The sequence below is a fragment of the Sphingomonas sp. GW821-FHT10F11 genome (assembly GCF_058809095.1).
The window spans coordinates 108,104-130,944 of sequence record NZ_JBXASH010000003.1; the positions used below are offsets into that span (position 1 = coordinate 108,104).

Sequence of the window (22,841 nt, forward strand, 5' to 3'; positions counted from 1 at the left end):
GTGTTCCTGTAACAAACAAACAGAAAAGAGAGGGAACACGCAAGGGTGTTAAATTCGGGATGGCAGCGGCGATTCATGGCGAAGGCGGGGCTTGCCCTGCTTGGCTGGACGCTGTTGTCGGCAGCCGCGCCGTTGCCGCGCGGCTATCCCCGGTCCTATCGCGAGATCGCCGCCAATGCCGCATCCGAGCGGGCGCTGCTGGTCTATTCGACGATCAACGGCGGCGACGTCGCCGACCTGCTCAAGGAATTCCGCGCCGCCTATCCGGCGGTCCGGCTGCAATATCGCGAGCTCTCGTCCACCGCGGTCTATTCCACCTTCGTCAGCGAGACGCGTGCCGGCAAGCCGAGCGCCGACCTGTTGTGGAGCGCGGCGATGGACCTCCAGACCAAGCTGGTCAACGACGGCTATGCCCAGGCCTATGCCTCGCCCGAAAAGCCCTATCTCCCGCCCTGGGCAGTATGGAAGAACCAGGCGTACGGCGTGACGGCCGAGCCGATCGTGATGGTCTATAACCGCAAGCTGGTGCCGGCGGCCGACGTGCCGCGCACCCATGCCGATCTGATCCGCCTGCTCAGGGCCAAGCGCGCTTTCTATCGCGGGCGGGTCGCGACCTATGATCCGGTCCGGTCGAGCGTCGGCTATCTCTATATGAGCCAGGACCTGCAGCTCAATCGCGATACCAGCACGCTGATGAAGACCTTCGGCGCGACCGGAGTGACGCTGTTCGATTCCTCCTCGTCGATGCTCGACGCATTGTCGTCGGGCAAGGCGCTGCTCGGCTATAATGTGATCGGCTCCTACGCGCTCGAACGCCAGGCGCACGACGCGTCGATCGGCGTGGTGATGCCGACCGATTACACGCTGGTGACGTCGCGTGTCGCGCTGATCGCACGCGAGGCGCGGCACCCCAATGCCGCCAAGCTGTTCCTCGATTTCCTGCTGTCGCGGCGCGGGCAGTTCCTGCTGTCGCGCCGCTACATCACGCCCGCGCGGGCCGATGTGCCGTCGCACGCTGGCGCCCGCGCGCCCGCGCCGATCGCCCGGGCGATCCGCGTCGGCCCCGCGCTCATCGCCAATCTCGACCAGATCAAGCGCCGCCATTTCGCCGCCGAATGGGCGGCCGCGCTCGCACCTCCTGCTCCATAAGGATTTCCGCATGACCTTCACGGACCCGCTTTCCCGCCGCCGTTTTGGCGTCCTCGCGATGGGCGGCGTCGCCGCGCCGCTGGTGCCGGGCGTGCTGAGCGGTTGCGCCAATGCAGCGCAGGCCGGCCCGGCGGTCGGCCCGGTCGCGCCGCCTCTCTCCGCGCATGACGGCCTGCCGCGCGCGCTGCCGGAAGCGAAGGGCGTGTCGTCGGAGCGGATCCTCGCTTTCCTCGACGATGTCGCGGCAGCGGGCCTCGAACTGCACAGCTTCATGGTCGCGCGCCACGGGTCAGTCGTGGCGGAGGGCTGGTGGTGGCCCTATCAGCCGCAGCGCATCCACATGACTCATTCGCTGACCAAGAGCGTGATGGTGTGCGGCGTCGCGCTGGCGCTCGACGAGAAGCGCTTCGGACTTGACGACAAGGTCGTCTCCTTCTTCCCCGAGCATGTGCCCGCCGACGCCAGCGACAATTTGAAGGCGATGACGGTGCGCAACCTGCTGACCATGCAATGCGGCCATGAGAAAGAGACGTCGGGATCGGTGTGGCGCCCGATCAAGACGAGCTGGGTCGCCGAGTTCATGAAGATCCCGGTGCCGATCACGCCCGGCACCAAGATGGTCTATACCAGCGCCGCGAGCTATATGCTGTCGGCGATCGTCACCAGGACGACGGGCATGAAGCTGGCCGACTATATCAAGCCGCGCCTGCTCGATCCGATGGGCATCAAGGATTTCCATTGGGACGTCAGCCCCGAAGGCGTGACCCCGGGCGGCAACGGCCTGAGCTGGACGACCGCGGATTCGATGAAGCTCGGCCTGCTCCATGCGCAAAAGGGCCAGTGGAAGGGGAAGCAGCTTCTCTCGGCCGAGTGGGTGGCGGACGCGACGCGTTTCCAGACCCCGGACGACGATGGCGGCGGCGGGTACGGCTATCAATGGTGGATGGGGCCGAACAAAGCCTATTTCGGGCTCGGCCTGTTCACCCAGATGGCGATTGTCTTCCCCGACCAGGGGGCTGTGCTCTCGCTGTTCTCGGCGATCGACGGCAGCAAGAAATTGAAGCCGCTCATCTGGAAGCATTTCCCGGCGGCATTCGTGGATGCGACGCCTGCCACGCCTGCGACAGCGGCATTGCGCAGGCGCACCGAGTCGCTGCGGCTGTTGCCGACGCTCTCCAAAACCCGTTCGCCTGTTGCTGCGCGGATCGCGGGCAAGACCTTCACGCTCGCGGCGAACGACCAGGCGGCGAAATCGGTCACGTTCGATATCGCCGGCGACCGGCTGCGCTACACGCTGGTCGACGATCGCGGCACGCACAGCATCACGGCGGGGCTTGGCGAGTGGCTCGAGCAGGACACGACGATGACGGGCGCGCGGCTGCATCATGAATATGAGCCGGACAGGATGCGCGTCGTCGCGGGCGCGCGCTGGATCGACGACACGACGCTCGAGATGACCTGGCAATATGTCGAGGCGGCGTTCCGCGACACCGTCCGGTGCAGGTTCGACGGCGACAAGGTGTCGATCGATCGCAGCGTGAACCTGAACTCGGGCGAGCGGAAGCTGCCGACGCTGAACGGGTCGATCTGACGGAGTCATCGGCGTCGCGGTATCCGTTGCGGGCGGTGGGTTGAATCGAGGTTGGGGAGATATGGGACACCGGTGTGTCCTATATCTTTTTTGCGGGATTTGATATTAAACTTTGTATTTCAATGCATTGCATGGAATGCGCTGGGCAGTCACCCTGTCGTCACCCCGGACTTGTTCCGGGGTCCATGGTTCCGCGCACGCACTGGTTGCGGCGCTTGCGGGACGATGGATGCCGGAACAAGTCCGGCATGACGGGGGTGGGCGTGGTGGGTTACACGGCCGTCGCTTATCTTCCGGTCCAGCGGGGCAAGCGTTTCTCGACGAACGCGCGGACGCCTTCCTTCCGATCTTCGGACTCGAGTGCAGGCGCTGCAAAGGCGCGTTGCGCTTCCCAGCCTTCCTCGTCCCAGGCGGGTGCGCGGCGCAGGATGTTGACGGTTGCAGCGAGTGCGGTCGGTCCATTGGCCAGCAGCTCGGCGGCGAACGCCAGCGCTTCGTCCAGCGCCCGGCCGGGCGGGACCAGCCGGTTGACCAGTCCGTGCCGGTGGAAGAAGTCGGCCGGATAGGGCTTGCCGGTCAGGGCGACCTCGGTCGCGAGGTTGGGCGGGATGCGGCGGGGCAGGCGGAGCAGACCGCCGCCGGTCGCGATCAGGTTGAAGCGCACTTCGGGCAGGCCCATCCTGGCATCCTCCGCCGCGACCACCAGGTCGCAGGCAAGTACCATCTCGAATCCGCCGCCGAACGCGCCGCCTTCCACCGCGGCGATGATCGGCTTGGCGGGGGGATGCCGGCACATGCCCATCGCGCCGCGCGCGGTGCTGGCGCCGCTGCGCCCTTCCGAAGCGGCGACCTTCAGGTCGGCCCCGGCACTGAAGAAACCGCCGGCCCCGGTCAGCACGCCGAGGAAGATCGACGGGTCGGCCTCCATCGCGTCGAGCGCGTCGCTGAGCTGGCGCGCGGCGGCGGCGTTCATGGCGTTGCGTACCTCGGGGCGATCGATCGTGACGATCAGGATGGCGCCGCGCCGCTCGGTGCGGACTAGCTGTTCCCTCAACGGTCCGGCTCCTCTCTCGGGCATTCAGCGCGCAAAAGGCCCTAGCTACAAATGACGTTTGATGGGCGCGAAATGAGAAAATCTCGGCTGGTTGGCCGAAGGTCACGCGCTTAGCCTCCCCGCCAAGCAGGCTCGGTCGGAGAGGATCGGAAGGCGCGCATGTCGGACGAGGATATCAGGCTCACCAACCCGACCTTCTTTGCGGAGGGCGATCCGCACGCGATCTGGCGGCGGTGGCGGAGCGAGGACCCGGTGCACTGGACCGAGGGCAGGCTGCGCAAGAAATTCTGGTCGATCACCCGGCATGCGGACGTGAAGTTCGTGCTGATGAACGACCACCGCATTTTCAGCGTGCAGCGCGCTGGCGCCAATTTACCTGCTGGGCCTGAGTTCGAGAATCCCGAGGATTCGCTGTTCACCGAGCTGACCCATAGCGGGCAGCAGTTGGCGACGATGGACGGCCAGCCGCACAGCGTGTTGCGGCGCTATTTCTCGACCAAATTCACCTCGTCGAGCATCAACAGTCTGGAAAACCTGGTGCGGTCGATCACCGACGGCGTGCTGGCCGATATCCTCGTGCGCGGCGAATGCGATTTCACCACCGAATTCGCCGGACGTATCCCGACCGCGGTCATCGCCGCGATCCTGGGCGTGCCGCGCGACCTGTGGGACGATCTCTATCGCTGGAACAACATGCTTGCCGCGCCCGAGGATCCGGAATTCTCGATCGGCACCCCGGTCGAGACCAGTACGGCGGGCGTGACCGAGATCATGCGCACCTGCATCGAGCTGGCCGAACAGAAGCGCGGCAAGGGCGGGGACGATCTGCTCACTGCGCTGACCGAGGCGGAGGTCAACGGCGTGCCCCTCACCCCGACCGAGATCGGTTTCAACGGGCTGATGTTCTTCGCCGCGGGACACGAGACGACCCGCGCGTCGATGAGCATCGGGCTCGCCGAATTGTTGCGCGATCCGGCGCAGCTCGCCTGGCTGTGCGCCAACCGGCACGACCCCCAGGTCCTGCGCACGGCGGCGGAGGAGTTCGTGCGCTACAGCGCGCCGCTGACTCATACCTTGCGCACCGTGACCGAGGACGTCGTGGTCGGTGGGCAGGAGATCAAGGCGGGCGACTGGGTGGTGTTGTGGTTCCACGCTGCCAATCGCGATCCGGCGGTGTTCGCCGATCCAGAGAAGTTCGACGTGACGCGGTCGCCCAACGACCATCTCGGGTTCGCGGTGGGCAAGCATTTCTGTCTGGGGGCGCATCTCGCGCGGCTCGATATGGCGGTGATGCTCGGCGCGGTGCTCGATCATATGGACGATATCGAGCTGGCGGGGGAAGTCGAATGGGCGAGCTCGAACCTGTTCTGGGGAATCAAGCATATGCCGATCCGCTTCAAGGCGCGGGCTGCTTCGGAGCCGGCGGGCGCTCTGTCTGCCTGATCGCCTTTCCCTTCCCGAAACACTCATGAGGGAAGGGCATGGAGACTCAAGCTTTACTGGTTTGTGAGCCGCCGGGCGCCCCGATAGCTCTCCAATATAAACGATAAGATATGGGGAGAGCGTGATGGGCAGTCCGACCAAGCGGCGCGTTGCGGGGCGCGCCTTTCTGTTCCTGATGGCGACGGCGTCGCCGCTTGCCACGGCTTATGCGCAGGATGCGCCGGCGCCGCAGGCGGCGGCAGCGGAGGAGGAACGCGGCGTTCCCGATATCGTCGTGACCGCGCAGCGCCGGGCCGAGAATCTGCAGGACGTGCCGATCTCGGTCGCGACGGTTTCGCCGGCCGAGCTGCAGACCTCCGGGGTGATCAGCAGCCTCGATCTGCCGCGCATCGCGCCGGGTGTGACGACCTCGCCGACCGCGGCCAATTCCTTCTTCATCCCCTATATCCGGGGTGTCGGCTCCAACTCGCCGGCGACGGGCAACGACAGCTCGATCGCCGTCTATATCGACGGCGTCTATCAGTCGGACAAGGCGGCGAACGTCCTTGAATTCAACAGTATCGACCGGATCGAAGTGCTGAAAGGGCCACAGGGCACCTTGTTCGGGCGCAACGCGACGGGCGGCGCGATCAACATCGTCACGCGCCAGCCCGAATTCACCTTCCACGGATCGGGCGAGATTTCCTATGGCCGCTTCGACCAGATCGTCGGCAGGGCCTATCTGACCGGCCCGATCAGCGACACGCTCGCCTTCAATGTCAGCTATCAGCACAGCGACGGCGGCGATTTCGCGACCAATACCGGCACGCGTTATCCCGGCAAGTTCGGCGGGGCGACGAGCAATGCGGTCGATGCCAAGCTGTTGTGGCGGCCCTCCGATGCATTCGAGATGACGCTCGGGGCGATGTACACCAAGCGGGATTCGACCAACCTCAATTCGAACCTCAATCCGATTCCGGGGACGACGCCGGTCGGGTCCTTCTTCGGCGGGACCTATGACCCCGACACCTATCAATATCAGGGCAGCCCCAATCTGTTCAGCGTCGAGGCGTTCCGTGCGACGGGCAAGATGCGCTACTCGTTGCCGGGCGTCGATATCGTCTCGATCACCGGTTATGTGCACACCCGCGACATCTCGAAGCTGGACTATGACGGCACATCGGCCGACTTCTTCTTCTTCGACGAAGTGCAGGGCGTGAAGGATTTCTCGCAGGAATTGCAGCTCCTCTCGACCGGCAAGGGGCCGCTGCAATGGGTGGTCGGCGGTTATTTCTTCGATGGTCGGGCGCGGATCTATCCGCTGAACATCGTGCAGAACGTGCCCTACGATTCGACGCTCGCCCAGGCAGCGGCGATCCCGGGTGGGTTCATCACCAGCGTTCAGGCCAACGGCCCGACCCGCGCTTATGCGGCCTATGGCCAGGCGACCTATTCGGTGACCGACAGCACGCGAGTCACGGCTGGCCTGCGCTATACCAGCGAGCGGCGCGGTTATGATTTCAGCGTATCGGGGATCGGGCAGATCGCGGCGGGTTTCTATTCGCCGACGCTCATTACGCTGGTGTCCGACAGCGGCCTGCACAAGACCTTCGACAAGCTGACCTGGCGGCTGTCGGTCGACCAGGATCTGGCGCCCGACGTGATGGGCTATGCGAGCTGGAATCGCGGCTTCAAGAGCGGCACGTTCAACATGAACGACTTCACGCCGGGTCAGAAGCCGGTCAATCCGGAGAAGCTCGACGCGTTCGAGATCGGCGTGAAGAGCCGGCTGTTCGACCGGGTGCTGCAGCTCAACGCCTCGGCCTTCTATTATGATTACACCAACATCCAGCTCGACATCATCGTGGCGAGCGGGGGCGGCGGATCCTCGACCACGTCGCTGCAGAATGCGGCGAGCGAGCATATCTACGGGATCGATCTCGACGCGATCCTGCAACCCATGCCGAACCTGCAGCTTCGGGCGAGCACGACACTGCTGCACGCGCGCTACAAGTCCTTCCCCAACGCGGTCGCTTTCGTGCCCAATGCCTTCGGCAATGGCGACCAGGTGGTGGTCGATGCGAGCGGCGATCGCGGGCTGTTCTCGCCCGATTGGTCCTTCACCCTGGGGGCGGACTATACCGCCGAGCTGGGCGGCGGGACCAAGCTGATCTTCAACACCAGCTATTACCGGACCGCGTCGTTCAAGGTGGGGATCGGGCCGGCCGACCGGGTCAATGAATATGACTCGCTGGGCGCCTCAGTGACGTTGAAACCGGCGGGGCTTCCGGTCGATGTGCGGGTGTTCGGGGCCAACCTGACCAACCGGAAGATCATCGGGACCAGCCTGTCGGCGCTCAAGGGATCGCGGCAGGAGATCGTGCCGCTGACCTATGGGGTCGCGGTGGGTTTCCACTTCTAGACGGGACAAGAGCGGGAAGAGGGGCGGTGCCGCGGGGCGCCGCCCCTTTTTGTGCTCGCCGTTCCCCTCCGTCATGCCGGATTTGTTCCGGCATCCATGTTTCCGCGTGCGCCGCAGCCGTTGGGTTTGTGGAGCGATGGACCCTGGAACAAGTCCGGGGTGACGGTGTGGGTGGGGCGTCTACAAGACACAAAAAAGGGGCGTGCCGCGGCACGCCCCTGGCCTTGAGGAAGGGTGTTATTTCCCGCGGAATTTGACCCCGAGGGTCACACCATAGGTGATCGGCCGGGCATCGACCTGCTGAAAGGCGAGTGCCTGGGGCGAGATGTAGATGGCGTGCTTGTTGTTGGTGACATTGTCTGCCCAGAGGCGGACCGAATAACGGTCATCGGCGGCGTAGTAGGTCGCCGCGAGGCTGGCCGATTCATAGCTGCCGATGTGGGCGAAATAGCCGCCCGGCGTGACGTCGTAGCCGTCATTATAATAAAGCGACCCGGTCAGCACGACGCGGGCCTCGCCCACCGGGATGGTATAGTCGGCGGCGATGTTCGCGGTGAGCTTGGGCGAGAAGATCAGGTCGAGCCCATTGGCATTGAGCGAATAGGAGCAGCTTCCCGCGAACTTCGGCAAAGCAGCCAGCGCCTCGGCCTGGGCCTGGGTGATCGATGGCGGCGGCGCGGTGCAGGCGGCCGCTGACGTCTTGGGCAGGAAGATCTGCGCGTTGGTGTAGTTCTTGTACTGGCTATCGAGCAGGTTGAGCGCCGCGCGGATGGTGAGATTGTCGGTCGGCGCCGCGGTGACGTCGAGGTCGAGGCCGTAAACCCGCGCCGCGGCGGCATTCTGCACCGCCGTCACGCCGGCCGAGGTGATCAGGCCGACCTGGATATTGGTATAGTCGTAATAAAAGGCCGACGCGTTCACGCGCAGGCGGCGGTCGAGGAATTCCGACTTGAAGCCGATCTCATAGGCGTCGAGTATTTCGGGATCGACCGGCACCGCCGTGGTCGAGAGCGAGGTCGGGTTGTAGGTGCCGCTCTTGAAGCCGCGATTATAGCTCGCATAGAGCATGACATCGTCGCTGACCTTATAGTCGAGCGCGGCGCGCCAGGTCAGCTTCGAGAAAGTCTTGTCGCGCTTGGTGATCGAGCTGGCGGCGATGGTCTGGCCGAACACAAGCGGCTCGGGGCCGAGTACGGTGTTGAACAGGTCGACATTGGTGTTCCCGGCCGCCGGCAGCGCGCTGTAGGAATAGCGGAAGCCGTTAATCGCGTGGTTTTCCGTGTTGTAGCGCAGGCCGCCGGTGAAGCGCAGGCCGTCGGTCAGCTCGATATCGCCCTGCGCGAACGCGGCATAGGCGTTGGTGCGCATGTCGACATGGAAGCCGGTGGCGCTGGCGCCCGGCAGCGACAGGTCGATCGGCCGGATCGGCGACGGCAGGTTGGAGGCTGAGAGGAGGTCGGCGAACCCTTCGCGGATCCAGCCATAATAGCCGCCGACGATCCAGTTGACCGCGCCGCCGCTATCGGACTGGATCTGCAGCTCCTGGGTGAACTGTTCGCCCGGCTGGTCGCGCGAGCCCGAATAGCCGAGGCTCAGCTCCGACGCCGGCGAGTTGGAGAGGGTGCCCGCCTTGGCCTTGATATAGCCGCTGAGCGAGACGAGCCGCACCGGCCCGAGATCGTAATTCAGCTCGAGCGAACCGCGATAGCCCGAGGTCGTGACATAGGTCTTATGGTTCGAGCGCATCTGGAAGATGCGGTACTCCGGCACCGGCAGACCGCCCGCGCCGGTCGGCGACGTCCCGGCCGGGATGGTGCCGGGCACGACGCGCGGCGCGAGGAAGGTCGGGTCGTTATGCTCGTAATAGGAACCTGAGAGGCGCGCGGTGAAGGCGTCGTTTGGCTTCCACACGATCTTGCCCATCGCGATCAGGTTCTCGGACGGGTTCGCGTCCTTCTTCAGGAAATTATTGTAGATATAGCCGTCGCTCCAGCGGCCAGCGAAGCTGATGCTGGCGGCGAGCGTGTCGGTGACGGGCGCCTGGGCATAGAGCTTGGCGCGGCGCTCGTCGTACCGGCCATAGCCGATCTCGGCGGCGATCTCGGGCGTCTGGTCGGGGTCGCGGGTGACGATGCTGATCGCGCCGCCCGTCGCGTTGCGGCCGAAGAGCGTGCCCTGCGGGCCCTTCAGCACTTCGATCCGCTCGATGTTCGGCAGGTCGAAGGTGTTGGCGCTCTTGGTCGCCTGATAGATGCCGTCGAGATAGATCGCGACCGGGCTTTCGAAGCCGGGACTCGACTGGTTCGAACCGATGCCGCGGAGGAAGGGCAGGACCGAGGCACCGGTCTGATAGACCTGAAGGCCGGGCGAGACGCGTTCGAGATCGAGGACGTTATAGGTGCCGGCCGTGGCCAGCGCGTCGGCGGTGACCGCGGTGATGGCGATCGGCACGTCCTGCAGGTTCTGCGCGCGCTTCTGGGCCGTGACGACGATATCCTCGAGGCCGCCCTGGTCCTGCGGCTCTTCGGCGGCGGGGGCCGGCGCTGTCTGGGCAAAAGCGGGCGTCGCCTGCAGCAGGGCGATGGCGGCGACACTGGCCGCGGTCAGCGCGGTGCGCCTGAACAATAAGAAGCTCGTGCCGTGGTTCATGCTAACCCTCCCCAGGATCATGGTGTTCCGGCGCCGGTCGATCCCCCAAGGCATCGCCGTATCTTTTCCGGATCTATTGTGGCCCGAGGATAGTGGGTGAGGGCGGATAGCGCCTCAAACGAGTTTAATCTGGTCGATCATGAGTTGGCTTCATGATGGGACGATCTTGTGTCGGGGAGCATCAGCGCCCGACCTCCTGCCCGCCATCGACGGTGAGCGTCTGGCCGATCATCCAGCGCGATAGCGGCGAGGCCAGGAAGAGGACGACATTGGCGACCTCCTCCGGCGTGCCGAGGCGGCCGAAGGGTATCTGGGTGACGATGCGGCGATAATCCTCGGTGTCGTCGCGCCTGCGCTGCTCCCAGAAATGGCCGGGGAAAGTGATCGCGCCGGGCGCGACGGCGTTGACGCGGATATTCTGTCCGGCGAGCGCAAGCGCCTGGCTGGCGGTGTAATGCACGATCGCTGCCTTGATCGCCCCATAGGGCGCCGCGCGGGGTGTCGGATGGAAGGCGGAGATCGAGGCGATGTTGACGATCGCGCCGCCGCCGCCCGCCGCCATGACCGGCACGGCCGCGGCATTGGTGCGGACCACGCCCATCATATCGACCGAGAAGGCGGTGTTCCAGCCGGCCTCGTCGTCGGTCCGGGCGAAGGCCGAGCCATTGTTGACCACCACGTCGATCCCGCCGAGCAAATTGGCGGCTTCCGCGACCGAACGGACGACCGCTTCGGGATCGGCGAGGTCGCACAGTCCGACATGCGCCGACGGGCCGCAGGCGGCGCGGGTCTCTTCCAGTGCCGCCGCGTCACGGCCTGAGACGAAGACAACTGCCCCGGCATGCGCAAAGGTGACCGCGATGCCCCGCCCGATCCCGCGGCTGCCGCCGCCGATCAGGACGCGCTTGCCGGCAAAGTCGAACGGCGCGGTCACGCCGCCGCCGTCAGCTCCCGGTTGCGCTCGGCCTCATGCTCGCGGAGGCGCGGCATCACCTGCTCGGCGAACAGGGTCATGCTGTCGACCGTTTCCTCATGGCTGAGATAACCGGCCTGGGCGAGCATCAGCAGATGGCCGAAGCCGCCGGTGCGGTCGTTGAACGAGCTGATCTGCTCGTAAAGCTGCTCGGGCGTGCCGGCGAACATGATGCCGCCATCCGCCATGTCCTTGAGCGTCGGGTTCTGCGGCAGGCCGAAATTGATTCGGCCGGTGATGCCTTTCTTCAGCGCCATCGCGTTCAGTTCGGCGGTCTCATAGCCCGGCGGGTTCGACCAGGCTTTCGGCGTGCGCGGCTGGACATCGAGATAGGGTTTCACCTTGGCGACGCGGTCGGCGACCTCCTTCTCGTTGCGGCCGCACACGACGATGGCGAGATAGGCGAAGCGGTCCGGCCCTGCCTCATGGCCATGGGTCTTGAGATATTCCTCCTTGTACGCCTCGAACAAGGGCCGGGTGCCCGCGCCGTTGAAGAAGGTCGCGCAGACATAGCCAAGCTGGGCGATGCGCCGACCGGTGCTCGCGCCCGAGGCGGTGATCCACATCGGCGGCATGGGCTGCTGATAGGGGCGCGGCCAGACATTGACGTTGCGATAATTATAGAACTCGCCTTCCCAGCTGAATGGGCCGCCCTGATGAGTCAGCGCCTTGACGATGAAGTCATGCGCTTCCCAGTACCGGTCCATGATCCGCGCCGGGCTCTGGTTCGACATGGCGAGCTCGAAGGGCGAGGCCTTGACCAGGCCGATCTCGAGCCGGCCGCCGGAGATGACGTCGATCATCGCCAGCTCCTCCGCCACGCGATAAGGATCGGTGCGGTTGGTGACGGGCACACCGAGGCAGAGTAGCCGCGCCTTCTTCGTCTGGCGCGCGAGGATCGAGAGCGTCAGCAGGCAGGAAGCCGACATGCAGTTGGCCGAGGCGTGATGCTCGTTGACGAAGATATTGTAGCCGAGCTGGTCGGCGACGATCCATTCGTCGAGATAGCGGTTGTACAGTTCGTGCGCGACGACCGGATCGCAATGCCTGTTGTCGACCGTCACCTTGGTCGGCCCGTCGATCTCGTTCCAGGCCGGATGCATCGACTGTTCGCTGAAGTGCCAGAATTCCATGTGTCTCTCCTGCTGGCAGGCCGGGGCGCTCAGGCGCCGAGAAAGGCCGTGATCTTGTCGGCAAAGGCCTGGGGCCGTTCGAGGTAGCCGTAATGGCCGGCGTCCTGGACGATCTCGAGCCGCGCATCGGGGATCGCGGCGGCATAGTTGCGGCCATAATCGACCGGGACGATCCGGTCCTCGGCGCCCCACAGAACCAGGGTCGGCACCTTGATGCGGTGGAGGCGGCCCCTGAGCTTGGGGTTGTAGAGCGTCGGTGCCCAGCCGAAGAGAGTCAGCGCCTCGCGGTTGCGGGCGAAACGTAGCGCGATCTCCTCGGGCAGGTCCTTGAAATCGAGATTGGCGAGCGCGGCGAGGCCCTTTGCCTCGTCGGCGAAGAAGAGTTCGGGGATCTGCTGTGCGGTGGTCGCATAGATATCGGTGATGTCACGCGTCTCGCGGTCGCCGAACTTCACCCCGACCGGGTCGATCAGCACCAGCTTCGCGATCCGGCCCGAGCCCTTGGTGGCCAGCTCGGCCGCGATCCAGCCGCCAAAGGAAACGCCGACCAGGATGATGTCGGTGAGACCCAGATCCTCGATCAGGTCGAGATAGCGATAGGCGATGTCGTCGACCGTATCGACGCCGTCGGGGCGGGGCGAGGCGCCGAAGCCGGGGTGCGAGGGCGCGATCACCTTGTAGCTGGCGGCGAGGCGCTCGATCAACGGGTCCTCCGCGTCGAAGCCATGGCCGGCATGGAGGAAGAGCAGGGGCTGGCCCTCGCCCCTGATCAGGATCTCGGTTTCCGTCCCTGCGAAGGTGCGGCGGTCGGGTAGGGGCGACATGAACATGGGCGGTTCCCCGGCTTTTCTATCGGTGGAGGATCATCGCAGCGCCGCGGCGTCGGCCTGGGCATGCGGGAGAAGGTGGACGCTCGGGCGGCGATCGCGGCCTTCGCGGCGGTAACAGATCAGGTCGGCGATGGTGACGATGCAGAGCCCGTGCGTACGGGCGAAGCGCAGCAGTTCGGGCGTGCGCGCCATCGACCCGTCATCGCTGACGATCTCGCACAGCACGCCCGCGGGCACGCAGCCGGCGAGCCGGGCAAGGTCGACCGCCGCCTCGGTATGCCCGGGCCGCTCGAGCACGCCGCCGGCGCGGGCGCGCAGCGGGAACATGTGGCCTGGGCGCATCAGGTCGCGCGGCGCGGTCGCGGGATCGATCAGCGCGGCCACGGTGCGCGACCGGTCGGCGGCGGATACGCCGGTGGTCGTGCCGATGCGGGCATCGATGGTGACGGTGAAGGCGGTACCGTGGCGATCGTCGTTGCTGGGGACCATCGGATCGAGGCCCAATTGGTCGGCGCGGTCGCCCTCGATCGCGACGCAGACGATGCCGGTGGTGTAGCGGACGATGAAGGCGAGCGCGGCGGGCGTGGCGTGCTCGGCGGCGACGATCAGATCGCCCTCATTCTCGCGGCCCTTGTCGTCGAGGACCACCACCATCTGCCCGCAAGCGAGCGCGGAAAGCGCATCCTCGATACTGTCCATGGCCATTTCGACGACGTTGTCCATTGCCTCTACCTCTCGTCGAATCAAATCGCATAATGGGATGTATCCCGCAATATAAAACACGAAATGGCTTTGGGGTTCCTCCACGAGTTTTTCTCAGGGGCGGATTTTGGAGGTGGAATGCGCGCTATTCCCCTTGTGGGAGGGAATGTCGGGTCATGCTCCCGGCATGACCAGAACAGCGGGGGGGGGCCGAATACTCGCGCGTGCCCCCTTACCCCCAGAAGGGAAGAGGAAGTTTCAGCCCGGCCGGCTCTTTATGAAGTCGACGAACGCACGGAGCGGGGCGGGCAGGTGGCGCCGGCCGGCATAATAGAGGAACGGCCCGGAGAAGCTCTGCCACCAGGGTTCGAGCACCGGCTCCAGCGCGCCACTGTCGAAATGCGGCTGCAGCCAATCCTCGAACAGGGATACGACGCCAAGACCCTCGATCGCCGCGCCGACCATGAGATCGGCGGCGGCGCCCGGCTGGATGATCAGGGTAGTGGGAGGATCGATCCGCACGATCTCGTCGTCACGCTCGAACTCCCATATCGGAATCCTGCCGCCGGCGAAACGGCCGCGCAAACAGGCATGGGCGAGCAGATCGCTGGGATGCCCGGGCCGCCCATGCGTGTCGAGATAGGCGGGAGATGCGCCGGTCGCGAACCGCTGGAAACGCGGGCCGATCGGCACCGCGATCATGTCCTGCTCGAGCCGCTCGTCATAGCGGATGCCGGCATCGAACCCTGCCGCGAGCACATCGACGAACCCGTCCTCGACTGTCACCTCGAGCCTTATGTCGGGATAGGCCTGGAGGAACGGGGCCACGATCGACGGCAGCACGGTGCGCGAGATATTGGCGGGCACGTTGAGGCGCAGCGTGCCGGCGGGCCGGTCGCGAAAGGCGTTGACCACGTCGAGTGCCGCCTCGACCTCGCCCAACGCTGGCCCGAGCCGTTCGAACAGGCGGGCACCTGCTTCGGTCGGTGTGACGCTGCGGGTGGTGCGGTTGAGCAGGCGTACGCCGAGGCGCGCCTCCAGCCGGCGGATGGCTTCGCTCAGGCCCGAGGCGGAGGCGTTGCCGGCGCGGGCGGCATCGCGGAAACCGCCCGCGCGGACCACGGCGGCAAAGGTCGCCAGATCGTCGAGCTCGGTCGCCATTGTACGGATTATCGCACGACTTGTGCAGATTGTCGCATCTTATCGTTCGGTCTGATGGGGCGCATATCCTGCGCGGTAAAACCCTGGAGATCCGACATGACCGACACCAGCAAATTCCGCCTCGGCGACCGTAGCGTGAAGCGCATGGGCTATGGCGCGATGCAACTCGCCGGCCCCGGCGTGTTCGGTCCGCCGAAAGACCGCGACGCAGCGATCGCCGTGCTGCGCGAGGCCGTGGCGCGCGGGGTCGATCATATCGACACCAGCGATTTCTACGGCCCGCACGTCACCAACCAGATCATCCGCGAGGCGCTCCACCCCTATCCCGAAGGGCTGACGATCGTGACCAAGGTCGGCGCGGTGCGCGGTGCGGATGCTTCCTGGCTCCCCGCGATGAAGCCCGCCGAGCTGATCCAGGGCGTGCACGACAATCTGCGCAACCTCGGTGTCGATGCGCTCGACGTGGTCAATTTGCGCGTCCTCGGCGAGGTCCATGGGCCGAGCGAGGGTTCAATCGCCGAGCAGTATAGGACGCTCGCCGACCTGCAGCGCCAGGGGCTGATCCGGCATCTCGGCCTGAGCAACGTAACCTCGGCCCAGGTGGCCGAGGCGCAGGGCATCACCCCTGTGGTGTGCGTGCAGAACCAGTATAATCTGGTCCACCGCGAGGACGACGCGCTGGTCGACGAACTGGCGGCCAAGGGAATCGCCTATGTGCCCTTCTTCCCGCTCGGCGGCTTCTCGCCGCTGCAATCCTCGTCGCTGTCGGACGTCGCGGCGCGGCTGGGCGTGACGCCGATGCAGGTGGCTTTGGCCTGGCTGTTGCACCGTTCGCCCAACGTCCTGCTGATCCCGGGCACCTCCTCGACCGGGCATCTGCGGGAGAATCTCGCGGCGGCCGACCTTGTTCTGTCGGATGAGGTGATCGGCGAGCTGGATCGGATCGGCGCAGCGCAGGACGGCTGAACAAGACTCAGCTGGTCGGGAACTCTCTCCGTTCGGCCCGAACGGGAATAGGGGCCCAAAGCAAAGGGCGCCTCGATGAGGCGCCCTTTCTTCCGGAAGAGCAGGGCGGCATCCCGTCCTTCTTCCTAATAGGTGAACGTCGCGCCGATGGTCCACAGCCGCGGGGCCGCGATCTGGTTGGCGCTGGTGCCACGGGCGCCGCCGATTTCCGGACCCGACGCCACCGAGGAATAATAGCGGCGATCGAACAGGTTGGAGACATTGGCATATAGCCGGATATTGTCCTTGGTCAGGCTGACTCCGGCATTGACCAGCTTGTAGGGGCGCCCCTGATAGACATCGGCGGGATAATAGAACTGCTCGCCCTGAAGCGAGATATCGGTCCGGGCGCCGAGCCTGAAGCCGCCCCCCAAATCATGGTTCCAGTCCAGACCCGCACGCCCCTGATACCGCGGCGCGAACGGCACATCCAGGCCACCGATATCGATGGTCTGCAGGGCTTGGGTCTGAAGCGCGGTGGAACCCGCCGGGACGGCGATATTGGCGTTCTGCCACGTCACGCCGCGAACCCATTGGGCTCGCATCAGGCCAAGGCTGCTGCTGAACACCAATTCGCGGGTCAGCGGCGCCGTCAATTCCAGCTCGACACCATAGTTGGTGGAATCACCGACATTATATACGGCCCGGACCGGCTGATTGGCATTGATCTGGGTAGTGCGGAACAGGCGCGCATCATATTTGACATAATAGGCCGAGGCGTTGAAGCGGATGCCGCCCGGGAAGGTCGTCTTCAAGCCCAGTTCATAGTTCCAGCTCCATTCGGGCTGGAAGGCGACAAGCCGGGGCCCGGAGGTGGCGAACACGCCGCCGGGCGTCGAACCACGCGAGATCGTCCCGAACACCATGACATCATCGGTGATGTCATGAGAGATCGAGGCCTTGGGCAGGAATGCCCAATAATCCTGGGTCATCCGCAGGTTCGGAACGGCGTTGACTTCCCGCATGACCGTTTTGGTGTAGCCGTAGCGGCCGCCCAGCTCGAAGCTCCAGCTGCCTGTGTCATAGATGCCGTTCACGAAGCCGGCATAGTCCGTGGTGCGCTGCTGCGTGCTGAGGATCGCCGTCGTCGTGGTCGCATTATAGGTGCGCTGGTTCACGCTCGGGTTATTGGCCTGGTAATAAAGGCCGAGGGTCCAATGGAACGGATCGCTGCCTGTGCTGCCCAAGCGCAATTCCTGCGTATAGACGGTGCGGCCGCCATGGGTTTCCGTATTCGACGTGTTCGCCGGGGTTTTATCCACGTCAGTGAACGTGGTGTATTTCGACCGGAAAGCGGAGGAAATGGACGTCAGCGTGATATCGCCGAAGCGATGTTCGATATTGAGCGAGCCTGAATAGATGCGGCGGTTGAAATGATTCGGCTGACCGTGCTGGATGACGTTGGTATAGTCGAAGATGCTGGAGGGAGCCACGGTGGATGGCGTCGCGAACAGGTTGGAATTGCCCGTATCCAGCCAATTGCCCAGCCCATAGAGCGTGACGGTCGTATCCGCGCCGTCATATTCCAGCACGCCGCGGACACCATCTTCATGGCCCTTGGCGGCGTCTTCCTGGCGGGCGCTATTATAGATGTAGCCGTCGGTATCGGTGTGGAAATAGCTGACCCGGCCCTTGAGATTGCCGATCAGTGGCCCGGATACCGCCGCCGCCAGATATTTGCTGTCATAATTGCCATATTCGCCGGTCAGCGACGCCTCCAGGTGATCGGACGGCCGTTTCGTGACATATTTGATCGCGCCGCCGATGCTGCTGCCGCCGTACAGCGTGCCCTGAGGGCCCTTCAGCACTTCGACACGCTCCAGGTCGGAAAAACGGGCCGTCTGGCCTTCGAACACCTGCACGTCGTTCACATAGAAGCCGACGCCAGGCACCAGGCCGAAAGAGCCCACGCCGCGGATCGACACGTCCGGCGTATTGTCCGCCCGCGTGCGAATATTGAGATTGGGTGAGAAACGGGCGAGATCGTCGATGCGGGTAATATTGGCTTTTACGAGTTCGGCCGCGCCGATCGCCTGAATGGTTGCGGGCACATCCTGGATGCTCTCTTCCCGCTTGCGGGCGGTGACGATGATGTCCTGGACCAGGCTCGTATCGGCGTCGTCCGCCGCTGCGCGTTCCGTCTGCGCATAAGACGGTTGAGCAGAGCAGGCGAAAATCGCCAGCGCGGTGCCAGACATGGCGACTTTTTTTAGCTTTGACGCTCCCATAGTAACCCCCTCCATGAAATGTTTTGTTTTAAATAGAACTCGCGCCTCACAATGCTTTTGTGAAGATAACTTCACGGTGTAAAACCATTGCAGACAAGTTAAATATCAACATATCTCCGTTCGTTAGACGCGATTCTGCAAAGGCAAAGTCGCCTCGGGATTTTTCCAGAAGTTTAAAGGCCCAGTCGACGCTCAATCAGCTCGGATAAACGCGCCACGTCAGGCGAATAAGCCGATCACTGTCCTGAGTAACGGCCACCGGATCGTTCGGATGTGCCGGCTGTACACGGAATAATCGCAACGGCGCTTGCCGGACTCGAGCCCTGACATAGGCTGATCTCCTCCCCTTTTCATCTCGGGCACGCACTCCATTGTGGAGTTTTCGTGATGTCCCGAGAGGTCCTCGAATCGACATAGCCCCCTACGCCGAGTCCGATATTGATGACATAAAAACACAGTGTTTTATGTCAAGGCTTAAATTGATGCAGCCGCCAGCATGAGCAGAACCGCCGGCGATAGCGGCATTCCGGCATCTCTTGCTCGATTCAGGCCTTTGGAACTGATCGACACGCCTTGCGCGCGCACCCTAGATCGTTGTTGTCGCACCATTGTCGGACAACCCCAAGGCATCGGGTCAATTCGATTTGAAAACTCATTTCCCTATGTTATGAGGCCTTTTGAGGGATGCCGATGACAAAAGAACAGATGGCAGGGAGCCGCTGCCGATGATCAGTCGAAGGACTTTCGTCGCGGGCGCCGCGGCCCTGGCCGGTGCGCAGCTTGCCGCGGGCCCCGGTGAGGCGCTTGCGGCCAAGCATTTGGGCCGCATCAATTCTCCCTTTCCATTCAAACTGTTCGACGCGCACCTCCATTTCTACACCGACGACATGGAGCATTTTCCGCTCACGAAGGATCTCAATCCGAATCTGGGTGGAACCGCCAATCTGGCGGAGCGGGTGAAGAGCGATCCCAACCGGATCGACCGCGTCCTGCAATGGTGGAACGAAGCCGGCATCGAAGGCGGCGCCGGCGTTCAGTATCGTACGGCCTACGGGCTCGACAACAGCTATCTCCTCGCCGCCGCGGCGCGATCGGGCGGTCGCGTCGCGCCGATCATGACGATGGACGGCGCCGATCCGGCGGTGCCCGGCATGCTCTGCGCGCTTGCCCGCGATCATGGCCTCGCCGGCATCCGGATGAGCGGCCGGCAGATCGATGGCGGTTTCCCCTGGCTGGATTCGCCCGAGGTGCTGCGGACCTGGGATGCCGTCAATGCTCGCGGGCTGCTGATGGTGCTGATGGTCCAGCCGCCCCACATCGCGCCGGCCGCTGCGGCCGCCGCGTTCGAGAGGATCGGGGCGATGGCGGCGCGCTATCCGAACGTCCCCGTCATCCTCGATCATCTGGGCTGGCCGCCCGCTGCCGGCGCGCCGAGTCACGGGCTCACCCCGGAGAGGGTCGCGCTACGCAAACAGCCGAACATCTATTTCAAGTTCACGAGCGCAGGGTTGGAAGTGCTGGCCGACGCAAGATTGCCGACCGCGGATTTCCTGCGGCACGCCGTCGACACCTTCGGGGCGGAGCGGATGTTGTGGGGATCGGATCTCGGCAACACGCCGGGCGGTTATCAGCATCTGCTCGACTGGATGCACGAGGCGACGGCGAAGCTGTCGCCCGCCGAGCAGCGCCAGTTCATGCGCGAAACCGGGAAGCGCCTTCACGTCCGGGGCGGCCGGGCCAATTCCAGATGCGCATGAGGCGCACTGTGCGGAGAGATGCAATGCAGGCCGAATACAAAAAGGGAATTTTCAGACACGCCCGCAATGCTGCGGGAATGGCGGCGCTCGCGGCGTTTTCGCTCCCGGGGGCCGCCAGCGCCGCCGAGCTGGTACAGGTGAGCCCCAGCGTCTGGTGGAGCAAGGGTTCGGAGCCCGGCCGGGTGGTGAACGGCGTGATCGTCACCCGCGATGGCCTGATCGTCGTCGACGGAAGCTGCGAAGGCGACGCGACATCGGTGTGGCTCAAGGCCGAGCTCAAGAAAAGGTTCAACCTGCCGGTCAAATATACGGTGATGAGCCACAATCACGGCGACCATAGCTGCGGCCTCGAGGTGTTTGCGGATACGGCGCTGACGATCTCCCAGACCAATGCGCGCGCGCATGTCATCCGCGAGAAGCGGCAGACCGCCGTCCCCCAGATCACCTTCGACAAGGAACTGGTGCTTTGGCTCGGCGGCAAGGAGGTGCGGCTGCTTCATTATGCGCCCACCCACAGCGACGATCTCGTCCAGATCTATGTTCCGGACGAGAAGATCCTGATCGCACCCGATTTCATGCAGCGCGGCAAGGGCATCCCCTCCAACTATCGCGACGTGGATGTCGATAAGCTGCTGGAGATGTGGAACTATTATTACCGCATGTACGACATCGACTGGATCGTGAACGGCCACAGCGCCCCGTCACCGAAGGAGGATATCCTCAACAACATCCAGTTCACAGCGGCGCTGCGCGCCCGCGTTCTCGACGAGATGATGAAGGGCACGCCGCTCGACCAGATGGTCAAGACACTCAGGATGCCCGAATTCTCGACCTGGCGGAATTACGACACATGGCTCGAGGGCGCGACCGTTTCGATGTGGGATTATCTCTACCGCAAGCGTGAGCCCAATGCCGGCCCCGCGCATGATGCGTGGGACGATGTCGTCGGCAAGGTGTTGAACGGCGCCCATGTCGCGACGGACGTGAAGAAATAGCGCCTGGCGACAGCCACGCCTTGGCGGAGATCGCGTCGAGCGCCGCCACATCCGTGCGAACAGCGGTGAATGTGCCTCCGGTCGCGATCATATCCTTTCGACCTAGCTTCCTCGGCGAAGAGTTCCGGGCGGATCGTCCGGGGGCGGCCTGCGATCCCCGGATTTCGTATCCGGCGGTCCAGTGCGTTCTAGGATGGAGGGATAAGGGGATATGATGCCGTCGTGCCCGATGCCGTGCGCCACGATCTGGGAGAGATCGACCGACGCCTGCGCCGGGCGCTGACGGCGTTCTTCGTCCGTCGCACCGCCAATCGCGCCGAGGCGGAGGACCTGACCCAGGAAGTGTTCGTCCGTATCGCGCGCAGCCCGGAGGCGCCGATTGCCGACGCCTATATTTTCCGGATCGCGGCGAACCTGCTGCGCGACAAGGCGCGGCGCGACAAGGTGCGGGCGAGCTATCGCGAAGCGCGCGGCGTGGAGGAATATCTCGGCATCGACCCGATCGACCCGCACCGAATCGCGGCGGGGCGCGAGGATTTGAATCTGGTCGCCCGCGCGATTGCCGCGCTGCCCGAGAAAACGCGAAGGATCTTCACGCTGTACCGCATCGAGAACATCGAGAAGCGCGCGATCGCGGAAAGCTTCGGCCTGTCGGTGCGCATGGTCGAGATCCATGTCCAGCGCGCCCTGACCGCGCTGGCCGAGAGCATGGAGGGGGACGCATGACACCCGATCCCCGAACGGTGCGCGAGGAAGCGGCGGCATGGCTGACGCGGCTCAATGACGGGGCGATCGGCCTTGAGGAGGAACTCGAGTTCGAACTGTGGCTCGACGCCGATCCCGCCAATCGCGGGACCTTGATGCAGATGGCGGCGGTCTGGCGGGCGGCGGGCGAGGCCGCCGATAGCCCCGAGTTGATCGCGGTCCGTGCCGACGCGCTCGGTGCGATGCGCACCGCCAGTCGCCATCGCTGGGGCGACCGTTTCCCCGCGCGCTGGCGGCCCCTTGCCGCGCTCGCGGCCTGCCTCGCGCTGCTGATCCTCGCGACGCTCACGCTGCTGCCCGGGGGCCAGACCTATCGCACGGGGATCGGTGAACGGCGCGTGATCGCGCTCGCCGACGGATCGCGGGTCTCGCTCGATGCGGCGACGACGGTCGAGGTCGCGTATGAGCGCGATCATCGTGCGCTGCGCCTGCTCGCCGGCCGCGCCCGGTTCGATGTCGCCAAGGATCCGCGGCGCCCCTTCACCGTCGCCGCCGGTGGCCGGCTGGTGGTGGCCACCGGCACCGAGTTCAGCGTCGAGCTGGTCAATGCCGAGATGCGCGTCCTACTCTACGAAGGATCGGTCGCGGTGCTGGAGGACGGCCCGGCCGACCAGGCGCCGAAGCATGTGCCGCTCGCGGTCCGCCGACAGGCGCCCGCTGACGGCGTGCTGAAACCGGGCACGATGCTCGTCGCCGCGCAGGGCCAACCCTTTGCGCGGGTCGAGGCGGCCGATCCCGAACGGTCGCGGTCCTGGGAACAGGGGCAGCTGATCTTTTCGGACGAGCCGCTCGGCGCCGCGGTGGAACGGGTCAATCGCTACGCCGAAACGAGGCTTGTGATCGACGATCCGGCCACTGCTGCCCTGCCGGTGAGCGGCGCGTTCAACGCGGGCGATACCGAAGGGTTCGTCGATGGGGTCGCGGCGCTGTACGGGCTGCGTAAATCGCGTCGCGGCGACCAGATCATACTCGGTCCCAGACCCTAAGCATTTCGCATTATGGGCC

The 22,841-nt window shown here is 64.7% G+C and carries 17 protein-coding genes; 9 read left to right on the plus strand and 8 right to left on the minus strand.

Going from position 1 to position 22,841, the window contains the following annotated elements; translation table 11 throughout:
- Window positions 1-75: 75 nt before the first annotated feature.
- Window positions 76-1,149 (plus strand): ABC transporter substrate-binding protein, encoded by a 1,074-nt coding sequence (locus AC1RT8_RS11015; protein ID WP_493075683.1) that lies wholly within the window; start codon window positions 76-78, stop codon window positions 1,147-1,149.
- 10 nt (window positions 1,150-1,159) lie between these two features.
- A complete protein-coding gene (locus tag AC1RT8_RS11020; RefSeq protein ID WP_493075684.1) occupies window positions 1,160-2,740 on the plus strand; it encodes a serine hydrolase domain-containing protein in 1,581 nt (526 codons plus the stop codon).
- A 286-nt stretch (window positions 2,741-3,026) separates the two neighbouring features.
- Here the strand turns inward: AC1RT8_RS11020 and AC1RT8_RS11025 are convergent, their stop codons facing one another.
- Complete coding sequence (locus AC1RT8_RS11025) at window positions 3,027-3,794, minus strand: crotonase/enoyl-CoA hydratase family protein (RefSeq protein WP_493075685.1); 768 nt, start codon at window positions 3,792-3,794, stop codon at window positions 3,027-3,029.
- Window positions 3,795-3,953: 159 nt separating this feature from the next.
- On the opposite strand from AC1RT8_RS11025, the gene AC1RT8_RS11030 reads away from it, so the two are divergent.
- The gene (locus AC1RT8_RS11030; protein ID WP_493075686.1) at window positions 3,954-5,237 is read left to right on the plus strand and encodes a cytochrome P450; all 1,284 of its coding nucleotides are present in this window, start codon (window positions 3,954-3,956) and stop codon (window positions 5,235-5,237) included.
- 124 nt (window positions 5,238-5,361) lie between these two features.
- A complete protein-coding gene (locus AC1RT8_RS11035; RefSeq protein WP_493075687.1) occupies window positions 5,362-7,638 on the plus strand; it encodes a TonB-dependent receptor in 2,277 nt (758 codons plus the stop codon).
- A 237-nt stretch (window positions 7,639-7,875) separates the two neighbouring features.
- On the opposite strand, the gene AC1RT8_RS11040 is transcribed toward AC1RT8_RS11035, so the two are convergent.
- From AC1RT8_RS11040 to AC1RT8_RS11065, 6 genes are all read right to left on the minus strand, one after another.
- Entirely contained in the window at window positions 7,876-10,287 is a 2,412-nt protein-coding gene (locus AC1RT8_RS11040) for a TonB-dependent receptor (RefSeq protein ID WP_493075688.1), read from the minus strand.
- A 181-nt stretch (window positions 10,288-10,468) separates the two neighbouring features.
- A complete protein-coding gene (locus AC1RT8_RS11045; RefSeq protein ID WP_493075689.1) occupies window positions 10,469-11,221 on the minus strand; it encodes an SDR family NAD(P)-dependent oxidoreductase in 753 nt (250 codons plus the stop codon).
- Window positions 11,218-12,393 (minus strand): LLM class flavin-dependent oxidoreductase, encoded by a 1,176-nt coding sequence (locus AC1RT8_RS11050; RefSeq protein WP_493075690.1) that lies wholly within the window; start codon window positions 12,391-12,393, stop codon window positions 11,218-11,220. The genes AC1RT8_RS11045 and AC1RT8_RS11050 overlap by 4 nt, the downstream gene beginning before the upstream one ends.
- Before the next feature lie 29 nt (window positions 12,394-12,422).
- The gene (locus AC1RT8_RS11055; protein WP_493075691.1) at window positions 12,423-13,223 is read right to left on the minus strand and encodes an alpha/beta fold hydrolase; all 801 of its coding nucleotides are present in this window, start codon (window positions 13,221-13,223) and stop codon (window positions 12,423-12,425) included.
- Window positions 13,224-13,256: 33 nt separating this feature from the next.
- Window positions 13,257-13,946, minus strand: coding sequence for a 3,4-dihydroxy-2-butanone-4-phosphate synthase (gene ribB, locus AC1RT8_RS11060; RefSeq protein ID WP_493075692.1), 690 nt, complete (start codon window positions 13,944-13,946; stop codon window positions 13,257-13,259).
- Window positions 13,947-14,183: 237 nt separating this feature from the next.
- Window positions 14,184-15,086, minus strand: a complete 903-nt coding sequence (locus tag AC1RT8_RS11065) for a LysR family transcriptional regulator (RefSeq protein ID WP_493075693.1) — start codon at window positions 15,084-15,086, stop codon at window positions 14,184-14,186.
- A 96-nt stretch (window positions 15,087-15,182) separates the two neighbouring features.
- Between AC1RT8_RS11065 and AC1RT8_RS11070 the strand changes: the two genes are divergently transcribed.
- On the plus strand, window positions 15,183-16,052 hold the full coding sequence (locus AC1RT8_RS11070; protein WP_493075694.1) for an aldo/keto reductase family oxidoreductase: 870 nt from the start codon (window positions 15,183-15,185) through the stop codon (window positions 16,050-16,052).
- A 125-nt stretch (window positions 16,053-16,177) separates the two neighbouring features.
- Here AC1RT8_RS11070 and AC1RT8_RS11075 read toward each other — a convergent pair whose 3' ends face one another.
- On the minus strand, window positions 16,178-18,289 hold the full coding sequence (locus AC1RT8_RS11075; protein WP_493075695.1) for a TonB-dependent receptor: 2,112 nt from the start codon (window positions 18,287-18,289) through the stop codon (window positions 16,178-16,180).
- A 755-nt stretch (window positions 18,290-19,044) separates the two neighbouring features.
- Between AC1RT8_RS11075 and AC1RT8_RS11080 the strand changes: the two genes are divergently transcribed.
- From AC1RT8_RS11080 to AC1RT8_RS11095, 4 genes are all read left to right on the plus strand, one after another.
- The gene (locus tag AC1RT8_RS11080; protein ID WP_493075696.1) at window positions 19,045-20,076 is read left to right on the plus strand and encodes an amidohydrolase family protein; all 1,032 of its coding nucleotides are present in this window, start codon (window positions 19,045-19,047) and stop codon (window positions 20,074-20,076) included.
- A 77-nt stretch (window positions 20,077-20,153) separates the two neighbouring features.
- On the plus strand, window positions 20,154-21,071 hold the full coding sequence (locus tag AC1RT8_RS11085; RefSeq protein ID WP_493075697.1) for an MBL fold metallo-hydrolase: 918 nt from the start codon (window positions 20,154-20,156) through the stop codon (window positions 21,069-21,071).
- A 222-nt stretch (window positions 21,072-21,293) separates the two neighbouring features.
- Window positions 21,294-21,797: an RNA polymerase sigma factor gene (locus tag AC1RT8_RS11090; protein ID WP_493075698.1), complete on the plus strand. Its 504-nt coding sequence runs from the start codon at window positions 21,294-21,296 to the stop codon at window positions 21,795-21,797.
- A complete protein-coding gene (locus tag AC1RT8_RS11095) occupies window positions 21,794-22,822 on the plus strand; it encodes a FecR family protein (protein WP_493075699.1) in 1,029 nt (342 codons plus the stop codon). Before AC1RT8_RS11090 ends, AC1RT8_RS11095 begins: the two co-directional genes overlap by 4 nt.
- Window positions 22,823-22,841 lie beyond the last annotated feature (19 nt).